General features: G+C 41.4%; 21 protein-coding genes. 7 read left to right on the top strand and 14 right to left on the bottom strand.

The window, feature by feature from the left end:
* Window positions 1-2 precede the first annotated feature (2 nt).
* A complete protein-coding gene (locus tag DMZ48_RS00580; protein ID WP_242009066.1) occupies window positions 3-479 on the top strand; it encodes a regulatory protein RecX in 477 nt (158 codons plus the stop codon).
* Here DMZ48_RS00580 and DMZ48_RS00585 read toward each other — a convergent pair.
* The 6 genes from DMZ48_RS00585 to DMZ48_RS00610 form a co-directional block, all read right to left on the bottom strand.
* Window positions 466-1335 carry a cupin-like domain-containing protein gene (locus tag DMZ48_RS00585; RefSeq protein WP_143953159.1) on the bottom strand — a complete coding sequence of 290 codons (870 nt, stop codon included), beginning with the start codon at window positions 1333-1335 and terminating at the stop codon, window positions 466-468. The genes DMZ48_RS00580 and DMZ48_RS00585 overlap by 14 nt on opposite strands.
* A 124-nt stretch (window positions 1336-1459) precedes the next feature.
* Window positions 1460-2560: a biotin synthase BioB gene (gene bioB / locus DMZ48_RS00590; protein ID WP_143953160.1), complete on the bottom strand. Its 1101-nt coding sequence runs from the start codon at window positions 2558-2560 to the stop codon at window positions 1460-1462.
* 131 nt (window positions 2561-2691) lie between these two features.
* Window positions 2692-3879, bottom strand: coding sequence for a beta-ketoacyl synthase N-terminal-like domain-containing protein (locus DMZ48_RS00595; RefSeq protein ID WP_143953161.1), 1188 nt, complete (start codon window positions 3877-3879; stop codon window positions 2692-2694).
* Between the two features lie 39 nt (window positions 3880-3918).
* Window positions 3919-5211, bottom strand: a complete 1293-nt coding sequence (bioA, locus tag DMZ48_RS00600; RefSeq protein ID WP_143953162.1) for an adenosylmethionine--8-amino-7-oxononanoate transaminase — start codon at window positions 5209-5211, stop codon at window positions 3919-3921.
* Between the two features lie 81 nt (window positions 5212-5292).
* Window positions 5293-5913 carry a dethiobiotin synthase gene (gene bioD / locus DMZ48_RS00605; RefSeq protein ID WP_143953163.1) on the bottom strand — a complete coding sequence of 207 codons (621 nt, stop codon included), beginning with the start codon at window positions 5911-5913 and terminating at the stop codon, window positions 5293-5295.
* Window positions 5914-5941: 28 nt separating this feature from the next.
* Entirely contained in the window at window positions 5942-7102 is a 1161-nt protein-coding gene (locus DMZ48_RS00610) for an aminotransferase class I/II-fold pyridoxal phosphate-dependent enzyme (protein ID WP_143953164.1), read from the bottom strand.
* A gap of 100 nt (window positions 7103-7202) precedes the next feature.
* Here DMZ48_RS00610 and DMZ48_RS00615 point away from each other — a divergent pair, with 100 nt between their 5' ends.
* Window positions 7203-8987: a M61 family metallopeptidase gene (locus tag DMZ48_RS00615; protein WP_143953165.1), complete on the top strand. Its 1785-nt coding sequence runs from the start codon at window positions 7203-7205 to the stop codon at window positions 8985-8987.
* 77 nt (window positions 8988-9064) lie between these two features.
* On the opposite strand, the gene DMZ48_RS00620 is transcribed toward DMZ48_RS00615, so the two are convergent.
* The 5 genes from DMZ48_RS00620 to DMZ48_RS00640 form a co-directional block, all read right to left on the bottom strand.
* A complete protein-coding gene (locus tag DMZ48_RS00620; RefSeq protein ID WP_143953166.1) occupies window positions 9065-9343 on the bottom strand; it encodes a F0F1 ATP synthase subunit delta/epsilon in 279 nt (92 codons plus the stop codon).
* 58 nt (window positions 9344-9401) lie between these two features.
* A complete protein-coding gene (gene atpD, locus DMZ48_RS00625; RefSeq protein ID WP_143953167.1) occupies window positions 9402-10910 on the bottom strand; it encodes a F0F1 ATP synthase subunit beta in 1509 nt (502 codons plus the stop codon).
* A 380-nt stretch (window positions 10911-11290) separates the two neighbouring features.
* Window positions 11291-13138, bottom strand: coding sequence for a glutamine--fructose-6-phosphate transaminase (isomerizing) (gene glmS / locus DMZ48_RS00630; RefSeq protein ID WP_143953168.1), 1848 nt, complete (start codon window positions 13136-13138; stop codon window positions 11291-11293).
* Window positions 13139-13162: 24 nt separating this feature from the next.
* Window positions 13163-14854, bottom strand: coding sequence for a BamH family beta-barrel-assembly machinery protein (locus DMZ48_RS00635; RefSeq protein WP_143953169.1), 1692 nt, complete (start codon window positions 14852-14854; stop codon window positions 13163-13165).
* Window positions 14855-14873: 19 nt separating this feature from the next.
* A complete protein-coding gene (locus DMZ48_RS00640; protein WP_143953170.1) occupies window positions 14874-15683 on the bottom strand; it encodes a glycogen/starch synthase in 810 nt (269 codons plus the stop codon).
* A gap of 109 nt (window positions 15684-15792) precedes the next feature.
* Between DMZ48_RS00640 and panC the strand changes: the two genes are divergently transcribed.
* The 5 genes from panC to radA are packed head-to-tail and all read left to right on the top strand — an operon-like array spanning window position 15793 to window position 20555.
* Complete coding sequence (gene panC, locus DMZ48_RS00645; RefSeq protein ID WP_143953171.1) at window positions 15793-16641, top strand: pantoate--beta-alanine ligase; 849 nt, start codon at window positions 15793-15795, stop codon at window positions 16639-16641.
* Between the two features lie 12 nt (window positions 16642-16653).
* The gene (gene panD / locus DMZ48_RS00650; protein ID WP_143953172.1) at window positions 16654-17004 is read left to right on the top strand and encodes an aspartate 1-decarboxylase; all 351 of its coding nucleotides are present in this window, start codon (window positions 16654-16656) and stop codon (window positions 17002-17004) included.
* Window positions 17005-17019: 15 nt separating this feature from the next.
* Complete coding sequence (locus DMZ48_RS00655; protein WP_242009067.1) at window positions 17020-17973, top strand: lysylphosphatidylglycerol synthase transmembrane domain-containing protein; 954 nt, start codon at window positions 17020-17022, stop codon at window positions 17971-17973.
* A gap of 34 nt (window positions 17974-18007) precedes the next feature.
* Window positions 18008-19153 carry an alpha/beta hydrolase gene (locus DMZ48_RS00660; protein ID WP_143953174.1) on the top strand — a complete coding sequence of 382 codons (1146 nt, stop codon included), beginning with the start codon at window positions 18008-18010 and terminating at the stop codon, window positions 19151-19153.
* Window positions 19154-19193: 40 nt separating this feature from the next.
* Window positions 19194-20555, top strand: coding sequence for a DNA repair protein RadA (gene radA / locus DMZ48_RS00665; protein ID WP_143953175.1), 1362 nt, complete (start codon window positions 19194-19196; stop codon window positions 20553-20555).
* A 13-nt stretch (window positions 20556-20568) separates the two neighbouring features.
* Here the strand turns inward: radA and DMZ48_RS00670 are convergent, their stop codons facing one another.
* The 3 genes from DMZ48_RS00670 to DMZ48_RS00680 form a co-directional block, all read right to left on the bottom strand.
* Entirely contained in the window at window positions 20569-21609 is a 1041-nt protein-coding gene (locus tag DMZ48_RS00670; RefSeq protein WP_143953176.1) for an aldo/keto reductase, read from the bottom strand.
* Between the two features lie 89 nt (window positions 21610-21698).
* Entirely contained in the window at window positions 21699-22658 is a 960-nt protein-coding gene (locus DMZ48_RS00675) for an OmpA/MotB family protein (RefSeq protein ID WP_143953177.1), read from the bottom strand.
* Between the two features lie 39 nt (window positions 22659-22697).
* Window positions 22698-23462, bottom strand: coding sequence for an exodeoxyribonuclease III (locus DMZ48_RS00680; RefSeq protein WP_143953178.1), 765 nt, complete (start codon window positions 23460-23462; stop codon window positions 22698-22700).
* Between the last annotated feature and the right edge of the window lie 5 nt (window positions 23463-23467).

The raw sequence follows: 23467 nt of genomic DNA on the forward strand, positions 1-23467 counted from the left end.
CCGTGAATACCAAAAAATCCTATACCGTTCAGGAGGCTACCGCAAAGTTGGAATACTATTGCGCATATCAGGAAAGATGTCATCGCGATGTTCGTGAAAAACTGATTTCCATGAATATGATCCCCCTCGCGATAGACACCATCATAAATCATCTTATTCAGGAGAACTATCTGAATGAAGAACGCTTTGCAAGAAGTTTCGCCCGCGGTAAATTCCGGATAAAGAAATGGGGACGCAAACGCATTATAAGAGAACTCAAATTACGTGACATCACCCGATATAACATCGAGGCAGCTCTTTCCGAAATCACCGACGAAGAATACTTCTCAGCACTCGAAGAACTGGCAATTAAAAGACTCGAATCCCTCAGGGAAAAAGATACGTTAATGCGAAAGAAAAAACTATGTGACTATCTGCTTTACAGAGGATGGGAACACCATCTCGTCTATGAAATTTCAAACAACCTTATACAGGATTGATGCCTAAGGCCCGGTGTGTATCAATAACAGCCCGGTCATTTTTATAATCGATCCATTCCTGACCTTTACGCCTTCGCATTAAATTATCAAAATGGCGCATTACAAGCACGTTGTATGCTGCCCTGGCCAAATTCACAGGTTTTCGCGGAAACGCCCTTAAACTCATCGAAAACCCCGGAGTAAGGTATTTCATGTAATGCCAGTAACCCTCAGGCATATATAACATCTCTCCATGATTGAGTTCTGCGACATAACCTTCTGCATATTTTAAGGCAGGCCACTTTTCAAAATCCGGATTATCAAAATCGATATCCTCCCTTGAGATCAGCGAATGAGGTATCTTATACATATACTTAGTCTGATCAGGAGGAAGTATTACACAGCGCTTCTTGCCATGAAAATGAAAATGCAGAATATTGGAATAATCGATATCGAAATGCATAAAGACACGACTATTCTCACCTCCGAAGAATAACATAGGTAATTGTTTAACCAGACGCAAACCGATATCGGGCCAGTTAAAATCCTTTTGTAACGAAGGCACCTCCTTCATCAGATTATAGAGAAAGATTCGGTAATTGGTCGGTTTCGATTTAAGAAGATCTATATAATCAGCCATCTTCATCTTCGCATGCGGCTGGTTGAATCCATCTTCGTGTGAAACAGGCCTGTCATCATATAACGGCACTTCCCGTTCACCAGAAATCTCTTTTATATAATCGAGATTCCATTTATCGTAGGCTGCCCAATCTTTGGTCAGTGTCTCGATTACCACGGGTTTCTGAGGCTTTAGATAATGCTTTACAAAATCTTCCTTAGAGATAGATTTTACGCGGGGTATTTCATGTAATTTCATATCAAAAACATAAACAGAACAAAAAATCACCAGGTAAACCTGATGATTTATCCGATCCTGCCAACACCTATTGTGTTAAGCTAAATTGTCTTTAAAGTTAACTGAAATTTAATTAAAATATTATTTAGATCTTATCTGCCGTTTTGCTTTTTTCTCTCGCAGCCTCATTTCTTTCGATCGTATGCCCTGGTCTTGACCACTTCGGTTTTTCTCCCAAAGCGTTGTATTGTGAATCCTTTTCTTCAACGGTAGCTGGCTGCATCTTCTTGATAAAAGGCTTTTGCGGATTCAATCCTAGCTTTTCGAACATCAGCATATCTTCATTTACATCCGGATTCGGCGTGGTAAGCAATTTATCTCCTGCAAAGATTGAATTAGCACCTGCAAAGAAACACATCGCCTGACCTTCACGTGTCATTTGGGTGCGTCCCGCTGATAATCTTACCTGAGTCTCCGGCATTATAATTCTTGTGGTAGCCACCATACGTATCATCTCCCATATTTCAACCGGAGTCTGATCTTCCATAGGCGTTCCATCAACCGCTACCAAAGCATTGATCGGCACCGATTCAGGCTGAGGATTCAGCGAAGATAACGCAACAAGCATACCGGCCCTGTCTTCAACTGCTTCACCCATTCCAATTATTCCGCCACTACAAACCGTAACATTTGTTTTTCGTACGTTATCTATAGTATCGAGACGATCCTGATAACCGCGGGTAGAAATGACTTCTTTGTAATATTCTTCTGAGGTATCAAGGTTATGATTATAAGCATACAAACCAGCTTCAGCCAAACGTTTTGCCTGATTCTCAGTAATCATACCAAGCGTACAGCACACCTCCATATCGAGTTTATTGATGGTTCGTACCATCTCCAGTACCTGATCGAATTCAGGACCATCCTTAACGTTTCTCCATGCAGCACCCATACAAACGCGTGAGCTACCTGAAGATTTAGCACGTAATGCCTGTGCTTTAACCTGTTGTACTGTCATCAGATCATTACCTTCTACCGAAGTGTGGTAACGAGCAGCCTGCGGGCAATACCCACAATCTTCAGGACAACCTCCTGTTTTGATCGATAACAATGTAGAAACCTGCACAGTATTAGGATCATGAAATTTCCTATGTACCGATGCTGCTTCATACAACAACTCCATTAATGGTTTATGATAGATCTCCAGGATCTCTTCCTTAGTCCAGTTATGTCTGATTTCACTCATAATATCCTTTTAAACAGAACCGTTAAAACGAGTTCCGATATTGGCACAAATGTAATAAATAGATTCAGGTATCTTAGCAATCATTAACAAAAGATGCCTTCGAACCATCCCTGAGCCCTAATATATAAACGTTATTCTTTCAGGTACTTTTCCGGAGCTTCCAGCAGTATGCTGACTGCATTACCACCAAAACCTACCGCATTGACCATTACTTTTCTTATAGGCCCTCTAATTCCAGCACCCTCCTCAAAAGGCACGCCCACGAACTTCTGATCACGTATCATGGTAATCGCAAGATCTGCGCTTAGCAAACCGGAGGCTCCAAAAGTATGTCCTATTTTCCATTTATTGGACGTTAAGGCTGGCTTATGATCTCCAAAAACCTTACCGATCGCACGCAACTCTGAAAGATCACCTTTGATGGTTCCGGGCGCATGCATCACGATGACATCCACTTCCCGCGGATCAATCCCTTTCAACGCCATCTTCATGGAACGTTGAAAACATACGGCATCGGATGTAATGGAAATATTATGTTTCAGTATTTCGGTTGCATAGCCAACTCCGGCAATCACAGCCAGTGCATTTGACGCGACACCACGTTCCAGACACATGGCCGCAGCTCCTTCACCTAAAACCATGGTATTGGAACTTTTCTCCATATCCAGAGCACGGCAGGGATAATCAGCCGCAATATCCCGGGCATAAATCTTAAGGGATCGCATCTGAGCGATCGTAAAAGGTGTCAACGAAGCTTCACTTCCTCCTACCAGAAACCGCTCACTCATTCCTGATCGTATCCAGGCTACACCGTTGAGCAATGAATGAAGCGCTGTACTGCATGTAATGGAATGTGAGATCTGAGGACCTTCATTCTGCAGATCATGAGCCACCCATGAAGAGATATTCCCAAGAGTGGTGGTAGGTGATGCCAAAGTACTGCTATATCCCTTTTCAAGAAACTCCTTATGATACTTTTCAAATAGCTCAGTAGCTCCTCTGGATGATCCAAAATTAATGCCGAAATCCTTTTCTTCATTCCAACCTGCTTCTCGCACTGCAATTCTGGAAACCAGTATCGCATAAATCACACTTGGATCCAGCGAGGCATACTTAGGGTCACCGTTTCGAATTTCTCCCGCAATTTCAAGATCTTTCTCTTGTAACCTACCAACGAAAAGCTCTTCCCCATTGAAAAGATCTTTGGTTAAATAATGCCGATTGTTTTTATACGCTTCCCTGACACTAACCTGATTACTCCCCAGTGGCGACAAAACCCCTGATGCAGTAACCGATATCTTATTGTAAGTCTTCTCCATTCCGGTTCTTCAATATGATCAAATGCCTTTTACAGCAACCTATTCAACCTGATTCATTTTCATGGCAGGCAGCTCTTCAAGTAACGAAAGAATTACCTCATAGATCGTATTCATCTCCTCCTGCCCGATCACATATGGGGCCTGAATATAAATCGTGTTCCCCAACGGGCGAAGGTATACCCCTCTCTCCATAAAATAGGAAAACATCTTATTTCTTAAACCGCCATATCGTGACATATCAAGATCGAGGTCCAGAGCAAAAATGACTCCACACTGGCGAACTCCTCGCACCATCGGATGTCTCTTTACCTGCTCACCAAAAATTTCATGATATCGAATCACCTGACGGATCTGAGACTGAATCGCTTCTGTTTGCAGAAGTTCGATTGCCGCCAAAGCAGCTGTACATGACAATGGATTGGCTGTATACGTATGACCGTGGAAGAAACCTTTTGCAATATCATCACTGTAGAAAGCATCAAATACCTCCTGCGTACAACTCGTAGCAGCCATCGGCAATAAACCTCCGGTCAACGCTTTACTCATACAGATGATATCAGGTTTTTGACTTATCTGATCGGAAGCAAAAGCGGTCCCTGTTTTTCCAAAACCGGTCATAACTTCATCTGCGATCAGTAAAACACCCTGCTTGTGCAAATATTCAAGAATCACATTCAAGGATTCCGCATCATGCATTTTCATCGCCGCCGCTCCCTGTACCAATGGTTCATAGATGAACGATGCGACTTTCTTTGTTTCGCATATTTCCCTGAGAACAGACAACAGTTCCTCAGTGTTATTTCCATTTGGAACCGGAATTCTGATCACTTCGAGCAACATACCTTCAAACGGACCATTATAAACCGAGAGGTTTGAAACAGACATCGCTCCAAAGGTATCTCCATGGAATCCTTCTTCAAAGGCGATGATCACCTGCTTGCGATCTCCCTTATTAAAATGATACTGAAGAGAAATCTTTACACCAACTTCAACCGAAGTGGATCCGTTATCAGAATAAAACAACTTCTCCTGATTATCGGGCAGCAGCGCGATCAATTTCTCAGAAAGTTCAACTGCCGGTTCGTGCGTAAATCCGCTGAATACCACCTGATCGAGGTTTTGCATTATGTGCGCTACCCTGTCGGTGATTTCAGGATTACAATGACCATACATACAGGTATACCAGGATGATATCCCATCGATATAGGATTTCCCGCTTTCATCATATAGGTAAACGCCTTTAGCCCTGGCGATAGCCAGATTCTCAGGGTATGTTTTATGCTGGGTAAGAGGATGCCAAATATGCTTCTTATCTCTTTCGGAAAGTTTCATGAACAAAAGATTGAAGTTGCAAAATTGCTAAATACGGGCAGTAGTGCCAAGTATAAGCCGCTTTAAATTGTTAAGCAGAGGTTAAAGTTTCTGAAGACAGGATCTGAACTTATCCGCATATTTACGTATCACCTCAGGAGTAAACTCCTTTTCCTCATCGATTCTTCCGATGATCTGAACTCCGGTCATATGACTGATAATATCCTCAGTTGCGGGATGCTCCCTTCCATTGAAAAGAATAAAAACCTCAAAGCCCTGTTGCTTCAGGAGATTAACAGTAAGTAACGTATGGTTGATACTTCCGAGATAATGTCGGGAAACAACAATTACCTTATAATCCGGCTTCATCACATCCATGATGGTGCTTTTATCACTTAAAGGAACTAACAACCCTCCAGCCCCCTCTATAACGAGATGATTTTCGGTTTCCGGTTCGATGATCTTATCTACATCGATCACCACACCATCTATAGCCGCTGAAGCATGCGGACTGATAGGGACTTTAAGTGCATAGCTGTTCGGATGAAATTTAGTGACACAGTTTGAAACAAGTGCTTTAACCTTGTGGGTATCCGAATTATCCAGATCTCCCGATTGTACCGGCTTCCAGTAATCCGCTTCCAGTGCTTCCGTGATAATAGCAGATGCTATCGTTTTTCCAACTTCAGTGGAAATCCCGGTTACAAAAATCTTTTTTCTCATTTTTCGTCGGTGGCCTTTACCTTTTAGTTCAGGAACTTACAAATTTAGCAAGTAAGTTTAAAAGGACCTCAATTTCACGCAAAGAATTAAAGCTATGCAAACATATTCTGATTCTTTCCTGACCCTTTGCCACAGTAGGAGACATAATCGCTTTAACGATCAAACCATTATTATTCAAAACCTGAGCAACTGCCCTTACTTCCTCATTACCGGGAACAAGAATTCCCTGGATCGCAGATTTGCTGGCAAGAAGATTTTCATTTACTCCTATCACCGCGGCCAGTTCCCTGAATTCATCGATGACTGACTGAAGTTTAAAAGCTGCCTCAGACCTTTCAAAAAATTTATGGGCCGCAATAATTCCGGCAACAGCATGTGGAGAGAGAGCCGTTGTATAGATAAAACTTCTCGTATAATTGACCATAAAAGATTTTAGCTCTTCACTACCCAGGATCGCCGCACCATGACAGCCCATACCTTTACCAAAAGTTACGATGCGAATAAAAACATCAACAGCTTCATTATCATAGGTCAGCCCCTTGAAGTCTTTCCCGCAAACTCCTACCGCATGGGCCTCATCCACGATCAAACGACATTTATACAGGCTACAGATATCAGATAGCCTGGAGAGATCAGGACTGTCACCATCCATAGAAAATACAGATTCAGTAACCACATAGATCTCTGAATTGATTCCATCTTGCCTGGCATGTATTTCAGCGCTCAATTTCTTCAACAAACGATCCAACGCATCCAGATCATTATGCGGAAATTTATACGATTGCGCATGTCCCATCTGAATCCCGTCACGTATCGATGCATGGATAAGTGAATCGTAAACGATAAGATCATTCCTGTCGGGAATACTGGAGAACAATCCGACATTGGCATCATAGCCTGAATTAAAAATCAAAGCTGCTTCTGCCTTATAGAACGCCGTCAGATACGCCTCTGCCTTTTCATAAAATCGGTGATTCCCACTGATAAGTCTCGATCCTGTTGCCCCTGATCCCGGAATCCCGCTCATCAGTCTAGAGGTAAGTTGTTCGATCTCTGGTTCGTTTGAAAATCCAAGATAATCATTCGAGTAAAAATCAACGCCCTCTACCGGGCCTGACAATTGGCGTAAGGCACCTGCAGACTCCCTCTCGATAAGCTTCTTTCTTAATTTTCCGGGAAATTTTTCCATAGTTCAAAAATACTACCCGAATTTAAATACTGGTGATCTCACGAATAAAAATCATTCATTATCTTCATGGCGATAAGAAATTACAGAAATAAAATTAGCTATGAAGCAATTGAAAAACCCTATTTCATTTTTAGTGCTACTACTTTTCTCGCCATTTAGTCAGGCGTTTTCTCAGGCCCCGGTCAGTTACGGCATAGAGTTCCCCAATGCCGTTCACCATGAAGCAGAGATCACAATGACATTAACAGACAAATCGATGGATACCTTATTTGTCAAAATGAGCAGGAGTTCACCTGGCCGCTATGCGGTCCATGAATTTGCGAAAAATGTGTATAATTTCAAAGCAGCCGATGCAAGTGGAAAAGCATTGAATATTTTCAGACCAGATCCATATACCTGGGGAATCACAGGGCAGGATGGTCCAGTAACCGTAAGCTATACGCTGTTTGGCAACAGAGGAGACGGAACTTACAGCCAAATCGATGAAACTCATGCACACCTTAATATGCCAGCCACTTTCATGTATGCCCCGGCTTATGTCGATGAAGCGATGGAATTGAAATTTGATCTTACAGGACATTCCGATTGGAAAATAGCTACACAGCTTAAAAAAGATAATGAAACTACCTATCAGGCTCCGAATCTCCAGTATTTTATGGATAGTCCTATCGAAGTAAGCAATTTCGAAAAAGAAAGTTTTGAAGTCAACTCCAATGGTAAGACTTACACGATCAACTTCACGCTACATCATCAGGGCAGCCATGAAGACTTCATGACCTACTTTGAACAAGTCAAGAAGGTCGTCCTTGAAGAAGAAAAGGTCTTCGGATCACTTCCTGACTATGACTTCGGCGAATACACGTTTCTGGCCTGTTATATGCCTCAAGCCAGCGGAGATGGAATGGAGCATAGAAATTCTACCGTAATCACCAGTACCAGGGCACTCGCTGAAGGTGGAATGTCTGGAAATATCGGAACGGTTTCACACGAATTCTTCCACTGCTGGAATGTAGAAAGAATCAGACCACAATCACTGGAACCATTTGATTTTTCACAAGCAAATATGAGTGGAGAGCTATGGTTTGCGGAAGGCTTTACCAGTTACTATACCAATCTCATATTATGCAGAGCTGGCATCATGACCCCGGACAAATATATCACCGGTTTAAAAGGCACTTTTAATTATGTTTGGAATACCCCGGGCACTCAATTCTTCAATCCTATAGGCATGAGCTATCAAGCTCCTTTTGTGGATGCCGCAACCTCCATAGACCCCGTAAACCGTCATAACACCTTCATTTCCTACTACTCTTACGGAAGTGTTCTCGGGCTCGCACTTGATCTTAGCCTTAGAAAAGAGGGTTTGAATCTTGATGATTTTATGAAAGAAATGTGGCAGGAATACGGGATGAAAGAACATCCTTACACTGTAAAAAACATAGAGCATACGCTCAGAGCTTATGCAGGCAGTCCTTTTGCTACTGCATTTTTTGCAAAGTACATATACAACAGTGAAATGCCGGATTATAAGAACCTGCTTGCAGATATGGGTATCGACCTATCCACTGATGAAACCGCACCTTATACCGGCCTTAAAATGAATAAAGAAGGTATGCTGGGAAGTGTTTATATGGGAAGCCCTGCTTACAATGCCGGATTGGAATCAGGAGATGAGATCCTGACCATCAACGGAGCATCTGCTTTGGAATCAGATATACTGAAAAAAACTAAACCGGGAGACCATCTTGTAATTAGTTATAAAAGATTTGGAGAAGTCCGCAATGCACAGATCAAGGTGGAAAAGGATCCGGAATATACCCTGTCGATCGCTCCTGAACAAACCAAAAAAACAGATCGAAAAAGATCCGAATGGCTTAAACAATAAAAAGTTGACACTGACTCACAAAAACAAAAACGCCGGACAATTGTCCGGCGTTTTTTATTATTGCGTTGAAAAAATTGTTAATCAGCAAGAACAATCACCTTGTTCTCATTCATTTCTACAGTACCATTATTGATAAGTAGTACAGTTTCATTCTTTTCTCCTTTTATAAATCTGTCAGCATACTGACCGGCAATAGCAACATCGCCATATATCTTCACCTTACCTTTTCCAAGAATTGAAACGATCGGTGCGTGATTATTCAACATTTGAAACTCACCATCTACTCCTGGAACGGCAACTGAATTTACCTCTCCTTTGAACAGTGTAGCTTCCGGTGTTACGATCTCTAAATACATAATCTTAAGATTTCAATTATCAAATGTGGCTTAATCTAATGACCACCTGGTCTAATTATTAAGCTTCAGCCAACATTTTCTCACCGGCCTCGATAGCTTCCTCGATGGTACCTTTTAGGTTAAAGGCAGCCTCAGGAAGGTGATCAAGCTCACCATCCATGATCATATTAAATCCTTTGATGGTATCCTTAATATCTACAAGTACTCCGGGAATACCCGTAAACTGCTCAGCAACATGGAATGGCTGAGAAAGGAAACGCTGTACCCTTCTTGCTCTTGATACGGCAAGTTTATCTTCTTCTGAAAGCTCTTCCATACCAAGGATCGCAATGATATCCTGTAATTCTTTATAACGCTGTAATAGCTCTTTAACTCGTTGAGCACAGTCATAATGCTCATCACCTAACACATCAGCAGAAAGGATACGTGAGGTAGAGTCAAGCGGATCCACAGCGGGATAAATACCTAGCTCAGCGATCTTTCTTGAAAGTACAGTGGTTGCATCAAGGTGGGCAAAGGTTGTTGCCGGCGCAGGGTCAGTCAAGTCATCCGCAGGTACGTAAACCGCCTGTACAGATGTAATCGAACCTGTTTTTGTAGAGGTAATTCGTTCCTGCATCGCACCCATCTCAGTTGCCAGTGTTGGCTGGTAACCTACCGCTGATGGCATACGTCCAAGAAGTGCAGATACCTCAGAACCTGCCTGAGTAAAACGGAAGATGTTATCAACGAAGAAAAGTACATCTTTTCCTTGTCCTTCTCCAGCCCCGTCACGGAAATATTCCGCAATGGTCAATCCTGAAAGTGCAACACGTGCACGTGCTCCAGGTGGCTCGTTCATCTGTCCGAAAACGAAGGTTGCTTTTGAATCCTTCATCTCAGCCTTATTCACTTTAGTAAGATCCCATCCACCTTCTTCCATAGAGTGCATGAATTCCTCACCATATTTTATAATACCAGACTCAAGCATTTCTCTGAGCAGGTCATTCCCCTCACGGGTTCTTTCACCAACTCCGGCAAATACTGAAAGTCCACCGTGTCCTTTTGCAATGTTATTAATAAGCTCCTGGATAAGTACTGTTTTCCCTACTCCTGCACCACCAAAAAGACCAATTTTACCACCTTTCGCATAAGGCTCGATAAGGTCGATTACTTTGATTCCAGTAAAAAGAACCTCAGTAGTAGTAGTCAGATCTTCGAACTTAGGAGCTTCCCTGTGAATTGGAAGTCCGTTTTTACCATCTTTAGGAAGGTTACCAAGACCGTCGATAGCATCACCGATCACATTAAACAAACGTCCGTAAACTTCTTCACCTATCGGCATCTTGATTGGATTTCCGGTACCGATAACTTCAGTTCCTTTACTCAATCCATCAGTTGAATCCATCGAAATAGTACGTACAGTATCTTCACCTACGTGAGACTGAACCTCAAGGATCAGCTTAGAACCATCTTTTTTTACTATTTCAAGAGAATCATAAATTTTAGGGAGTTCTGAATCAGAACCAAATTCAACGTCAACAACCGGACCAATAATCTGTGCAACTTTACCTGTAACTTTAGACATTACTTAAGTGTTTAATGTTTAGCTTATTATTTACTTAAAAAGCCTGACCTCAATTAATTAAATCGTACTTTTTTAGCGCTGCAAAGATATGTTTTTAATTGAAAAAAAATTGATTTTAAGAATTTTTTTTAACCTCCATTTACACCTGCGGTTTTTAAAGCTTTAATTCCTATAAAACACCAAGTTAACCATACGATGCAGGCCTTCAGAATCCCGGATTTGAGAAATTTAATAACACACTGAAACGCAGACTAACTACCCTAATTATGGCAAACTCATTTTTAAGGATAATTAAAAATTAAAGAAGAATATTACCCTTTCAAAATAAAAAGGCCGGAGCTAAAAACCCCGGCCTTTTTTATGATATAGTAAGTTATCTTTTATTCAACGGTAACCGATTTCGCCAGGTTACGTGGCTGATCCACATTACAACCTCTCATCACCGCAATATGATATGAAAGCAACTGTAATGGAATAGTGGTCAACAACGGAGTTAATGCTTCATAGGTTTCAGGAACTTCAATGACGTGATCCGCCAGTAGTTTCACATCGCGGTCACCTTCGGTAACAACGGCAATGATCTTTCCTTTTCTGGATTTGATCTCCTGAATATTACTGATCACCTTTTCGTAATGTCCTTTTTTTGTAGCGATAACCACCACTGGCATCTGCTCATCAATCAATGCGATAGGACCATGTTTCATCTCTGCAGCGGGATATCCTTCTGCATGGATATACGAAATCTCTTTAAGTTTCAGCGCTCCTTCAAGTGCCACCGGGAAATTATACCCGCGTCCCAGATACAGGAAGTTAGCTACATCCTTATAGATTGAAGATATATATTTAACATGGCTGTCAACTTCAAGACTCCTTTCTACTTTAGCAGGAATTGTTTCTAATTCTGCAAGGTATTGATGAAACTCTGACTGACTGATCCTTCCGTTACGCTTAGCGAGCTTTAACGCCATTAACGTAAGTACCGTGATCTGCGTGGTAAAGGCCTTGGTAGATGCCACTCCGATTTCCGGCCCGGCATGAGTATAGGCGCCCGCATGAGATTCTCTCGCAATAGATGAACCTACCACATTGCACACTCCAAATACAAAAGCTCCGTTCTCTTTAGCCAGTTTGATAGCTGCAAGAGTATCGGCAGTTTCACCGGACTGTGAAATAGCGATCACAACATCATCGCTGTTTATAATTGGATTTCTATAACGGAATTCTGATGCGTATTCCACTTCAACCGGAATCCTTACCAGGTCTTCAAAGATATATTCAGCCACTAATCCGGCATGCCATGAAGTACCACACGCTACTACGATAATACGTTTAGCATTGAGAAACTTATGGATATTATCTTCCAGACCGGCCATTTTAACGATACCATCGTTAATTCGAAGTCTACCCCGGTAAGTATCTTTAATTGCCTCGGGCTGTTCATATATCTCTTTAAGCATGAAATGCTCATAGCCTCCCTTCTCGATCTGCTCAAGATTAAGTTGCAATTCCTGAATATAAGGAGCAACCTGCTTATCTCCATCGATCTGACGAACTCTGACATCCCTTCCTTTACGGATGATCGCCATTTGTTCATCTTCAAGATAGATAGCGTTATTGGTATATTCTATAAAAGGTGAAGCGTCGGAAGCGATAAAGAATTCATCTTCCCCAACACCGATAGCCAGAGGACTACCTAATTTGGCAACGATGATCTCATCCGGTTTATTCCTGTCAAAAACCGCGATTGCATAAGCTCCAACCACTTGATTCAAGGCGATCTGAACAGCCTTCCCTAACTTAACACCTTCATGCTTCTGAATTTCTTCGATAAGATTGACCAGCACTTCAGTATCCGTATCGGAATGAAACACATAACCTCTCTTGATCAATTCTTCCTTGATGGAGGCATAATTCTCAATGATTCCATTATGGATGATCACAAGATTACCGGAATTGGAATAATGAGGGTGGGCATTAACATCATTAGGCACCCCATGGGTAGCCCATCGGGTATGTCCTAATGCGACATGACCTTTAGTAATGTTTTCTTTTTCTGATTTTTTCTTCAGATCTAAGACCTTTCCCTGTGTTTTACAAAGCTGTAGATCCTGGCCATCGTAAAGCACTATACCCGCACTGTCGTAGCCTCTGTATTCAAGACGCTCGAGTCCTTTAAGCACAATTGGGTAGGCTTCGCGATTACCGATATAACCAACGATTCCACACATAATAAAATTTGTTTTCTAGTTTTCTTAGTTTTTTGGTTCGGTATAATAAATCTCCAGACGCAACCTTTTATCGGAATTGTCTGCGGAAACCGCGCTACCATGTAAGATCGTACCAAACGGATACATAACTGAAGAACGCGGAACCGTGATTTCATCTCCCTGAGCATCGTAAGCCTTAACATTTGTCACTGAAGAAATATCCAATGGCAGTGAAAGCCCAAGATGCACATTAGTCGAATCACTATTGATGATCCTTTTCACATGCTCTGTAATTCTGAACTTGTAATAGGGGTCACTTTCATCATCATCGACAAGTACTCCGCTAAATATAGGGTATTTTACAGACGCCCCGGTTGTATTTCCGACAGGATCCACATTAAAGTCTATCAAAGACGTCTGATTATCAATATCGTATAGATAAAGTCGCTCCGGTGAAACAGGACTTCCATATTTTTGAATCTCCTCTTCATCGAGGTAAAATATAAGGTTAGCCTCATTGATCAACACATCTTTACCCATAAGGGCTCCGAACGCTTCATCAATGTCCATTCCACCAGAAAGATCTACTGTAGCAACCGTACCAGCACCTCCCCTTAGGAAGATCTTATCTGCGGCTGTCTCAGCATTCAATTTCTCAGCTATTTCTGAAGGATATTCAGATTCCTGAATATAATTAACCTTGTTCCCGTTAAAATTGATCCTGAATGTTGACTTCTCAACAACGATTCCGTCATCCGAAGTATCATCATCCGTATCATTATCACTGAACGCATCATATTCATACTGAATCTCTATGTACGGCAACAGCTCTGAATCACTATTGGAAAACAGATCGAACAGCATATTTATGTTTTCTGTAGGAACATCTATACTCACGAAGATCCCTCTAAGATAATCCAGGAAAAATCCTGATGAACTCAATTCCTGGGAGCCTTCCATATCAAGGATCTTCTCCTGAAAGAAATCCTTATCAAGTTCAATACGCAATCTTGGAGATAATCTTTCTGAAGGCGTTTCCGATTCATCCTCTTCTGTATCAGGATCATCTTCTGTTTCAAAGAATAACAATTCTTCTTCATTGATATATTGCTCTCCTTCATAGAGTACGGTCGAAAGGAAAGGTGAAGGATCCTCATCTGAAAAATATTGCTGAGCATCCTGAAAACCGGATTCCGGATCTAAATCCCTGAGGAACTTTGTAAACTCTTGCACTTTAAGTGTAAAAGGAGCATCCCTGTCACCGAATATTGAATCCACACGGTAAGACACAGGCTCATTCTCCTCTCTGTCAACCGTATCTGCAAGCGCTGTACTGAAGTAAGGTATGTTCAGGTAAACCGCGGTCACCCGTTCATTTTCATTGATCGTATCCTGACTTCCTCCATTATCACTCAACTCCTCAACATCCTGACGATAATTCCCAAAAAGCGCAGGATATGTAGACAGTGTTAACTGCGTCACAAAAGAGGCTTTATAATGTCCGTAGATCTCATCATTGAAATCTCCAAGTTGATAAGCACCCAGAGAATTGGTACTAACCGATTTCAATTTATGATTATATGCCAGGACATCCAGCGTTAGCTTTTCCAATCCGAAATTGATATCATCGACGATATCTACTCCGATCGTGTTGAATTCCTTTTCACATGATATAAAAAAAATAACACTACCTATCACAAGTAGTGCTTTAAAAACAGAGCTATTTCTTAATTTCATACTTCACCGACTAGGCAGGTTAACTTAATACTTTTGTCTCGTAGAATTCCGTATAAGCTTCTTCGAACTCATAGATCGACATATGTGGCAGCACCGGTTTTGAAAGACCTTCAATATGATCCATCAGATCTTTATCCACATTGTCTGAGGCAATAACCACTGCATCTGAATTATCAACGGCCACCTTTAGTAAATTATTGTAATTCGGCTGATCAAGCACTTTAACATCATCATCACTGATTCCGTCGAACATGATCTTTTCCTTCATGGCCATATCCAGATTCCCTTCGAATCCTGTATTATACACAGAAGTAACGATTTTACTTTCTGCAAACAACGGCTCGTCGGCATAATATTTTCGAAGATACAAAGGCAATAGCGATGCCATCCAACCGTGCACATGAATGATATCAGGATTCCAGTTCAGTTTCTTCACCGTTTCCACTACCCCTTTCGCGAAGAAAATGGCGCGCTCATCATTATCCGGAAACAAATTCCCCTCTTCATCGGTAAACGTAGCCTTTCTCTTGAAGTACTCTTCATTGTCTATAAAATAAACCTGAATTCTTTCTTTGGGAATAGAAGCTACCTTGATAATGAGAGGCATATCCATATCGTTTACCACCAAATTCATACCTGATAAACGAATTACCTCATGCAACTGATGTCTTCTCTCATTGATATTTCCGAAACGAGGCATAAAGATTCGTATTTGTCCTCCTCTGTCATTAACCATTCGCGGGCTTTCATAAGCCAGGGATGAAACTTCATTTTCCGGTAAGTATGGGATCATTTCAGAAGCGACAAATAATACTCTTTTGTCTGTCATAAAATCGAATTGTTTCTTTACACTTAGGACCTAAAGCATGCAAAATTACAAAAAATATGCCTAATTAGTTTAATTTATATAGCTTTGCAAGCTGTTAATTTTTTGACAAATGCAAGTTTTCGAAACAAGGTCAACCCTTAAATCACACTTGGAATCTCTCCGGAAGAACGGGTTTTCAACAGGACTTGTCCCTACAATGGGCGCTTTACACGATGGCCATATATCATTGGTTAACAAATCAGTAAAGGAAAATGACATCACTGTTGTCAGTATTTTTGTCAACCCAACCCAGTTCAATAATCCAGATGATCTGGAGAAGTATCCACAGACGCTGGAAAATGACCTGGAATTACTTAAAAAAACTTCAGAAAACACCATAGTATTCGTTCCAAACGTTCAGGAAATGTATCCGGAACAGGTCAATTCTGCACATTTTGATTTCGGCGGACTCGAAAATAAGATGGAAGGAAAGTTCAGACCCGGGCATTTTGACGGCGTAGGTACTATCGTAAAAACACTACTGGAACTGGTCGCTCCTGACAATGCTTATTTCGGTGAAAAAGATTATCAGCAATTACTCATCATCAAAAAACTGAAGGAGATCGCAGCACTACCTGTAAATATTATAGGCTGCCCGATCAGTAGAGAGGAGAACGGTCTTGCAAGGAGCTCCCGAAACGAACGACTAACTCCTGAGATGAGAAATAAGGCAGCATTCATTTATGAAATCATTAAGACTGCCAAATCACTTTTTGGCACAAAAAGTGCCACCGAAGTAACCGACTGGGTAACCGATCAGTTTAAAAATCAACAAGATCTAAAATTGGAATATGTTGAAATCGCTGATGCAAACACCCTTGAAACTGTTAAAACAAAAGAAGATAACAAAGCATACCGTTTATTTATTGCAGTATATGCAAACGAGGTTAGGCTGATAGATAATATTGCTCTAAATTAATACCTTTGTACCATGCAAATTGAAGTAGTAAAGTCTAAAATACACCGAGTTACCGTAACCGGGGCAGACTTAAATTATATCGGAAGTATCACTATTGACGAGTCATTGATGGAGGCAGCCAATATAATCGAAGGAGAGAAAGTACAGATCGTAAACATCAACAATGGCGAAAGACTCGAAACCTATGCCATCAAAGGAAATAAGAATAGTGGAGAGATCACACTGAATGGTCCGGCAGCACGTAAGGTGCAACGAGGCGATGTAATCATCATCATCTCCTATGCTATTCTTGATTTCGAGGAAGCCAAGCAATTCAAACCCTCGCTGGTATTCCCCAACGAAAAGAATAATACCTTGTCATAACATTTGAAACGGAGCTTGTCAAAAATCCTGAAGACAGTCTTACCCCTATTGATAGGTGTATTTCTGGTTTGGTATTCATACCATAACACCACTCCGGAAGACAGGCAAGCCATCGTACACCACATTAGTAACGCGAATTATTTCTGGGTAGGCATTGCACTTTTAATGGGCTTGATCAGTCATGTTTCCAGAGCTCTTCGATGGAATCTCTTACTGGAGCCCATGGGGTATAAACCCAGATTTGCGAACAATTTCATGGCGACGATGATCGCCTATCTGGGCAATCTTGGCGTTCCCCGATCCGGAGAGATCTTAAGAGCCACCACACTGAGTACTTACGAAAAGATCCCATTTCAAAAAGCTTTCGGAACCATCGTTACTGAAAGAGTGATCGATCTGATCATGCTGCTTTTACTGGTCGCATTAACCACGCTTCTCCAAACTGAGGTCATTTTAGCATTCTTCGAGGAAAAAGGTATAGAGCCGGGAAAAATGATCCTGATTCTAATACTGCTTTTCATCATTGGCATTATCGGACTCTATATTCTAAGAAGAATGAAAACCGGGTTCTTTGGTAAATTGAACCAGTTTATCTCCGGTCTTCTCGAAGGTGTCTATAGCATCCGCAAAGTCAGAAGCAAAAGCCTCTTTATCTTTCATACCTTATTGATCTGGCTGATGTATGTAGGCATGTTCTTCGTAATTAAATTTGCTATCCCGGAAACTGCCGCACTCGGAGTGAAAGCCTTACTTGCCGGATTTGTTGCCGGAGCCTTCGCTATGAGTACCACTAACGGTGGGATAGGACTATACCCAATAGCTGTTGGCAAGATCCTGATGATCTACGGAATCTCGAAAACATCAGCGGATGCTTATGGCTGGATCATGTGGACTTCTCAAACAATTATGGTGATCATTCTTGGTTCTCTGTCGTTTATTGTACTCCCTTTCTTCAACAATAAGAAATAATTTTTTATCTTTCACGCCACTTAACCTAACAATTATGAGAAACTACAGCCTATTGGCAATCACGATGTTACTATTCGTAGCCACCGGTTTTTCCCAGATTAAGAAGAACACGATCGAATCTTATAAACTGGGAGAAAAAAGAGATATCCGTATCTATGTACCAGAGGACTATTCCGCGGAAAAAACCTATCCGTTAATCGTAGTTTTAGATGCCGAATACCTTTTCGAATCATTTGTCGCCACCTCTAAATTCTACAGCCAAAAAGATGAAATGCCCCAAAGCATCGTAGTTGGAATAGAACAGAGTAAAACGAGATATGATGATTGTTTCTATTCAGACAGTGACGGCCTTCCTGATAAAAAAGGTTCATTATTCTTTGAATTCATAGGAATGGAGCTGATCCCGCAACTGGAAAGAGAATTCAATATCGCTAAATTCAAAGCAATTGCAGGACATGATACCACTGCAAACTTCTTACATTATTATCTGTTTAAAAAAGAGCCTTTATTCTCAGCATACATAGCCATGTCTCCAACATTGGCACCAGAAATGGAACAAAACATTACAACCCGACTTAACTCAGTTGAGTATAAAGAATTCTACTACCTCTCTACCTCAGCACAGGACGATCCGGATAATCTGGGAAGAATATCGATGCTGAATGGCAACCTTCAGTCGTTGAAAAATGACAAAGTTGAATATTACTATGACAACTTTCAGGATGGTGACCATTACTCCATCGCAGCCTATAGCATCCCACGCGCACTGAATAAGATCTTCAAGATCTATAAACCGATCAGTGTTAAAGAATATAGAGAACAATTACTGTCCTATGACGGACCGGTGTATGAATATCTTGTCAACAAATACCAAAGCATAGAAACCCTGTTCGGCTTTAAAAAACCGATCACTCTTAACGATTTCATGGCTACTTATTCAGGAAGTAAGAAAAAAGAAGATTGGGAATCGATAAAAGGCCTGAGCGAAATTGCTAAAGAAGAATATCCGGACACCATGTTAGGATTTTATCTTGAAGCCGAATACCTGGAGCAGATGGGAGAACCCAAAAAAGCGATGCGTACCTATGAAAAAGCTTTTGGAATGCAGGAGATAGATTTTCTGACCAGAGATCATGCCATGGAAAAAATCGATAAGATCAAGCAGGATTTCGGTTGGTAATACATATCGCTTACTTTTGCAGCGATAACGAGATATCATAATGGCCAAGACCAAAACAACTTTTTTCTGCCAGAACTGTGGCACCCAGTATGCCAAATGGCAGGGACAATGTTCATCATGCCGTCAATGGAACACCATTGTTGAGGAACTTATACAGAAAACCGACGAAAAAGACTGGAGATCTTCGGAAAATCCTAAAAAGCAACCGGTAAAGCCGTTGCGAATTCAGGAAATCGACGGAACCGCTGAAACCAGACTTTCTTCCGGTAATATGGAATTTGACAGGGTCCTTGGCGGGGGTCTCGTACCCGGATCCGTTACACTCCTAGGAGGTGAACCGGGGATCGGAAAAAGCACGCTCCTTTTACAAATAGCACTTATGATTCCCTACAAAACCCTCTATGTTTCCGGAGAAGAATCTCAGAAACAGATCAAAATGAGAGCCGACAGAATTCATAGTGACAGTGAAAATTGCTATGTGCTTACTGAGACTAAAACTCAACAAATATTCAGGCATATTGAAAAAGTTGAACCGGAGATTGTTGTAATCGATTCTATTCAAACCCTACAGACAGATTTTATCGAATCTTCTGCAGGGAGCATCTCCCAGATCAGGGAATGCACCTCTGAATTGATCAAATTTGCTAAAGAGAGTAACATCCCGGTGATTCTTATCGGTCATATCACTAAAGAGGGTAATATTGCAGGCCCGAAGATTCTCGAGCATATGGTTGATACTGTTCTTCAATTCGAAGGTGACACCAACTATGTCTACCGAATACTGAGAGCCTTGAAAAACAGATTTGGATCCACTGCAGAACTCGGGATCTATGAAATGCAGGGAAGCGGATTAAGAGAGGTCAACAATCCTTCTGAAATACTTATCTCTAAACATGACGATCAATTAAGTGGAACCGCAATTTCGGCAACACTTGAAGGAATGAGACCCCTGATGATAGAAATTCAGGCACTGGTGAGTACAGCGGTTTACGGCACACCACAACGCAGTTGTACAGGCTTTAATATCAAAAGACTTAATATGCTACTCGCCGTATTGGAAAAAAGAGCCGGCTTCAGATTGGGAGCTAAGGATGTTTTCCTGAACATTACCGGTGGAATTACTGTTGACGACCCTGGCATCGACCTGGCAGTGGTTGCTGCAATTCTATCCAGCAATGAAGATATCGCCATAGAAAAGGACATCTGTTTCGCTGCGGAGGTTGGACTCGCTGGTGAAATCAGACCGGTTCAAAGAGTTGAACAGCGCATACTGGAAGCAGAAAAACTGGGATTCGCCCAGATCTTCGTCTCCAAACAAAATAATTTACCTGAAAATAAAGGCAATATCAGAATACATCGCGTTTCCCGAATTGACGAAGTTGCCTCCCTGCTTTTCGGTTAAACTCAAAGCAATTTTATGGTGCGGGATTGGGGTTCCCTTCATGGATCTCCTCAATAGCTTTCAATAAGGAAGCATCAGGAACGTAGGATGCACTCGTAATATTCTCCTTTAATTGTTCCATAGTGGTAGCTCCGATGATATTACTGGTAACAAAAGGCCGGGTATTTACAAAAGCTAAAGCGAGAACCGCTAATGATATACCATGCGCTTTCGCCAATCTGTAATATGCCTCCGTAGCCTTTAAAGCATTTAGCCTATTATACCTGGACATCGACGGAAATAATTCAATTCTGGATGAAGACACATCGCTTCCATCCAGAAATTTATCACTTAATCTGCCAAATCCAAGGGGAGAATACGGCAATAATCCCACATCTTCTCTTAGCGATATCTCAGACATCCCTATTTCATAGGTCCTGTTTAATAAATTGTATGGATTCTGTACAGTACTGATCTTCGGAAGATCGTACGCCCTGCTTTTTTCAAGAAAATTCATGGTACCCCAGGGAGTTTCGTTAGACAACCCGATCACACCGATCTTTCCATCCTTTATAAATCCATTGAGAATCTCCAATATTTCCTGAGTTCGATCTACATACTCGGTTTCCGTTAGTTTAGTCACCCCTCTTTGTCCAAAAAAATTCGTAGCTCTATCGGGCCAGTGAAGTTGATACAAATCGATATGATCGGTCTGTAATCGCTTTAAACTATGATGCAATGCATCTTCAAAAGCCTCTTTAGTATAGACCTTTTCTCGAATATAATGATTATTGAATTTCGCAGGACCCGCTATTTTTGATGCAAGGATCACCTTATTTCTATTACCTGTTTCTTTAAACCAATTTCCAATTATGGTTTCAGTGGCACCCTGAGTTTCCCTTTCTTTTGGAATTGCATATAATTCCGCAGTATCAAAGAAATTAACCCCATGTTCCAAAGCATAGTTCATTTGCCCGAATGCATCGGATTGAGAATTTTGCTTTCCCCAGGTCATAGTACCGAGGCAGATTTTACTAACTTTTAAGGAGGTTCCGGGAAGTGTTGTATAGATCATAGCTATGAATTTATAAAACCGTGTGACGGCATAAAAAAGACCGGTAACTTATAAAGGTCACCGGTCTCAAATTTACAATAATATTTATATCAGATCTCGCTTAACAATCTGCTGACCTCATCCAACTTCGGAGTAAGCACCACCTCAATACGACGATTCTTTGCCCTACCTTCCGGCGTATCATTTCCGGCAACCGGCATAAATTCACCTTTTCCGGACGCAGTTAGATTCGAAGCGTCGATAGCAGAATTCTCCAGCAAAATACCTACGATCGCCGTCGCCCTTTTTACAGAAAGATCCCAGTTGTTCACCAGGGGCCCATTCCCTCGGTAAGGTACATTATCGGTGTGACCTTCTATGGCTACAGCGATATCAGGATTTTGCGCAAGGACTTTCCCTAGCTGACTCACCGCGACACGACCCTGGCTATTCACAGCCCAACTACCACTATCGAACAACAATTTATTTTCCATAGAAACATATACTTTTCCATCGCGTTGTTCTACCGTAAGACCTTTGCCTTCAAAATCCAATAAAGCTCTTGAAATCGCATCCTTCAGACTTCTCATGGCCGCATCTTTTGCACTGATAAGCCCCTCGAGCTCATCTACGCGTTGCGAACGTAAGGCCAGTTGCTTTCTCAGCGATTCTAATCTGGCAGATTCCTCCGCGAGATGTCTTTCTTTTTCTTCGAGCTCTTTTAGCAACTCCCGGTTTCTGCGACTGTTCTCTGCAAGAGCGGAACTACTATTCTTTTCAAGAGCATCATACGAAGCTCTGAGATTATCCAGATTTGCACTGACGGCTGCATAATCCTGTTTCAACCGATCTCTTTCGGCTACTGCATCCTTGTAGGCTCTTTTCAAAGCATCAAGGTCATTCTGCAATGTATTCCTTTCCTCATACAGGTCCTGATTTTCTTTTGTCAGTCCTTCCTTTTCCTTTTTCAGATCGGCATAACGGGATTCAAGATCCTTATACACCTTAGTCGACACACACGAAACACTCATGATTCCGCAGGCCAGTAACAGTAAAGATTTTTTCAGCATATTTAATATTCGTTAGATTGAGATCATTATACACAATAATTATTCCAATTCCAGCATAACAGGACAATGGTCGCTATGAATTGCATCCTTTAATATAACGGCTCTTTTCATTCTATCTTGTAAAGGACTCGCCACCATATTGTAATCGATACGCCAGCCTTTATTATTTGCCCTAGCATTTGCACGATAGGTCCACCATGAATACTGATGTGGTACATCAACATGAAAATGGCGAAAACTATCTATAAATCCGCTATTGATAAAACCATCTATCCATGCTCTTTCAACAGGTAAGAAGCCGGATACTTTTGCATTTCGAACCGGATCATGAATATCGATAGCCCTGTGACAGATGTTATAATCTCCGCAAACAATTAAATTGGGCAAATCCTTTTTAAGCGCATCGACATATTGCTGAAAGTCGGCCATATACGTAAGTTTATGATCCAGCCTTTCGATATTGGTTCCGGAAGGAAGATACATGCTCATCACGGAAACATCTCCGAAATCAGCTCTTATATTTCGTCCTTCAAAATCCATATAGTCAATTCCGGTGCCATATTCGACATGATCAGGCTTAATTTTAGAAATAATCGCAACACCACTATACCCCTTTTTCTGTGCACTATACCAATAATGGTATTTATATCCGGCCTTTTCGAACAATTCGAGATCTACCTGATCCTTATTCGCTTTGGTCTCCTGAATACATAGTACATCCGGATCTGTTGCAACCATCCAGTCGATAAAACCTTTTCTGATCGCCGCCCTTATCCCATTAACATTGTAAGAAACTATCTTCATTGTTT

The sequence above is a fragment of the Robertkochia solimangrovi genome, assembly GCF_007279655.1.
GTDB lineage: Bacteria > Bacteroidota > Bacteroidia > Flavobacteriales > Flavobacteriaceae > Robertkochia > Robertkochia solimangrovi.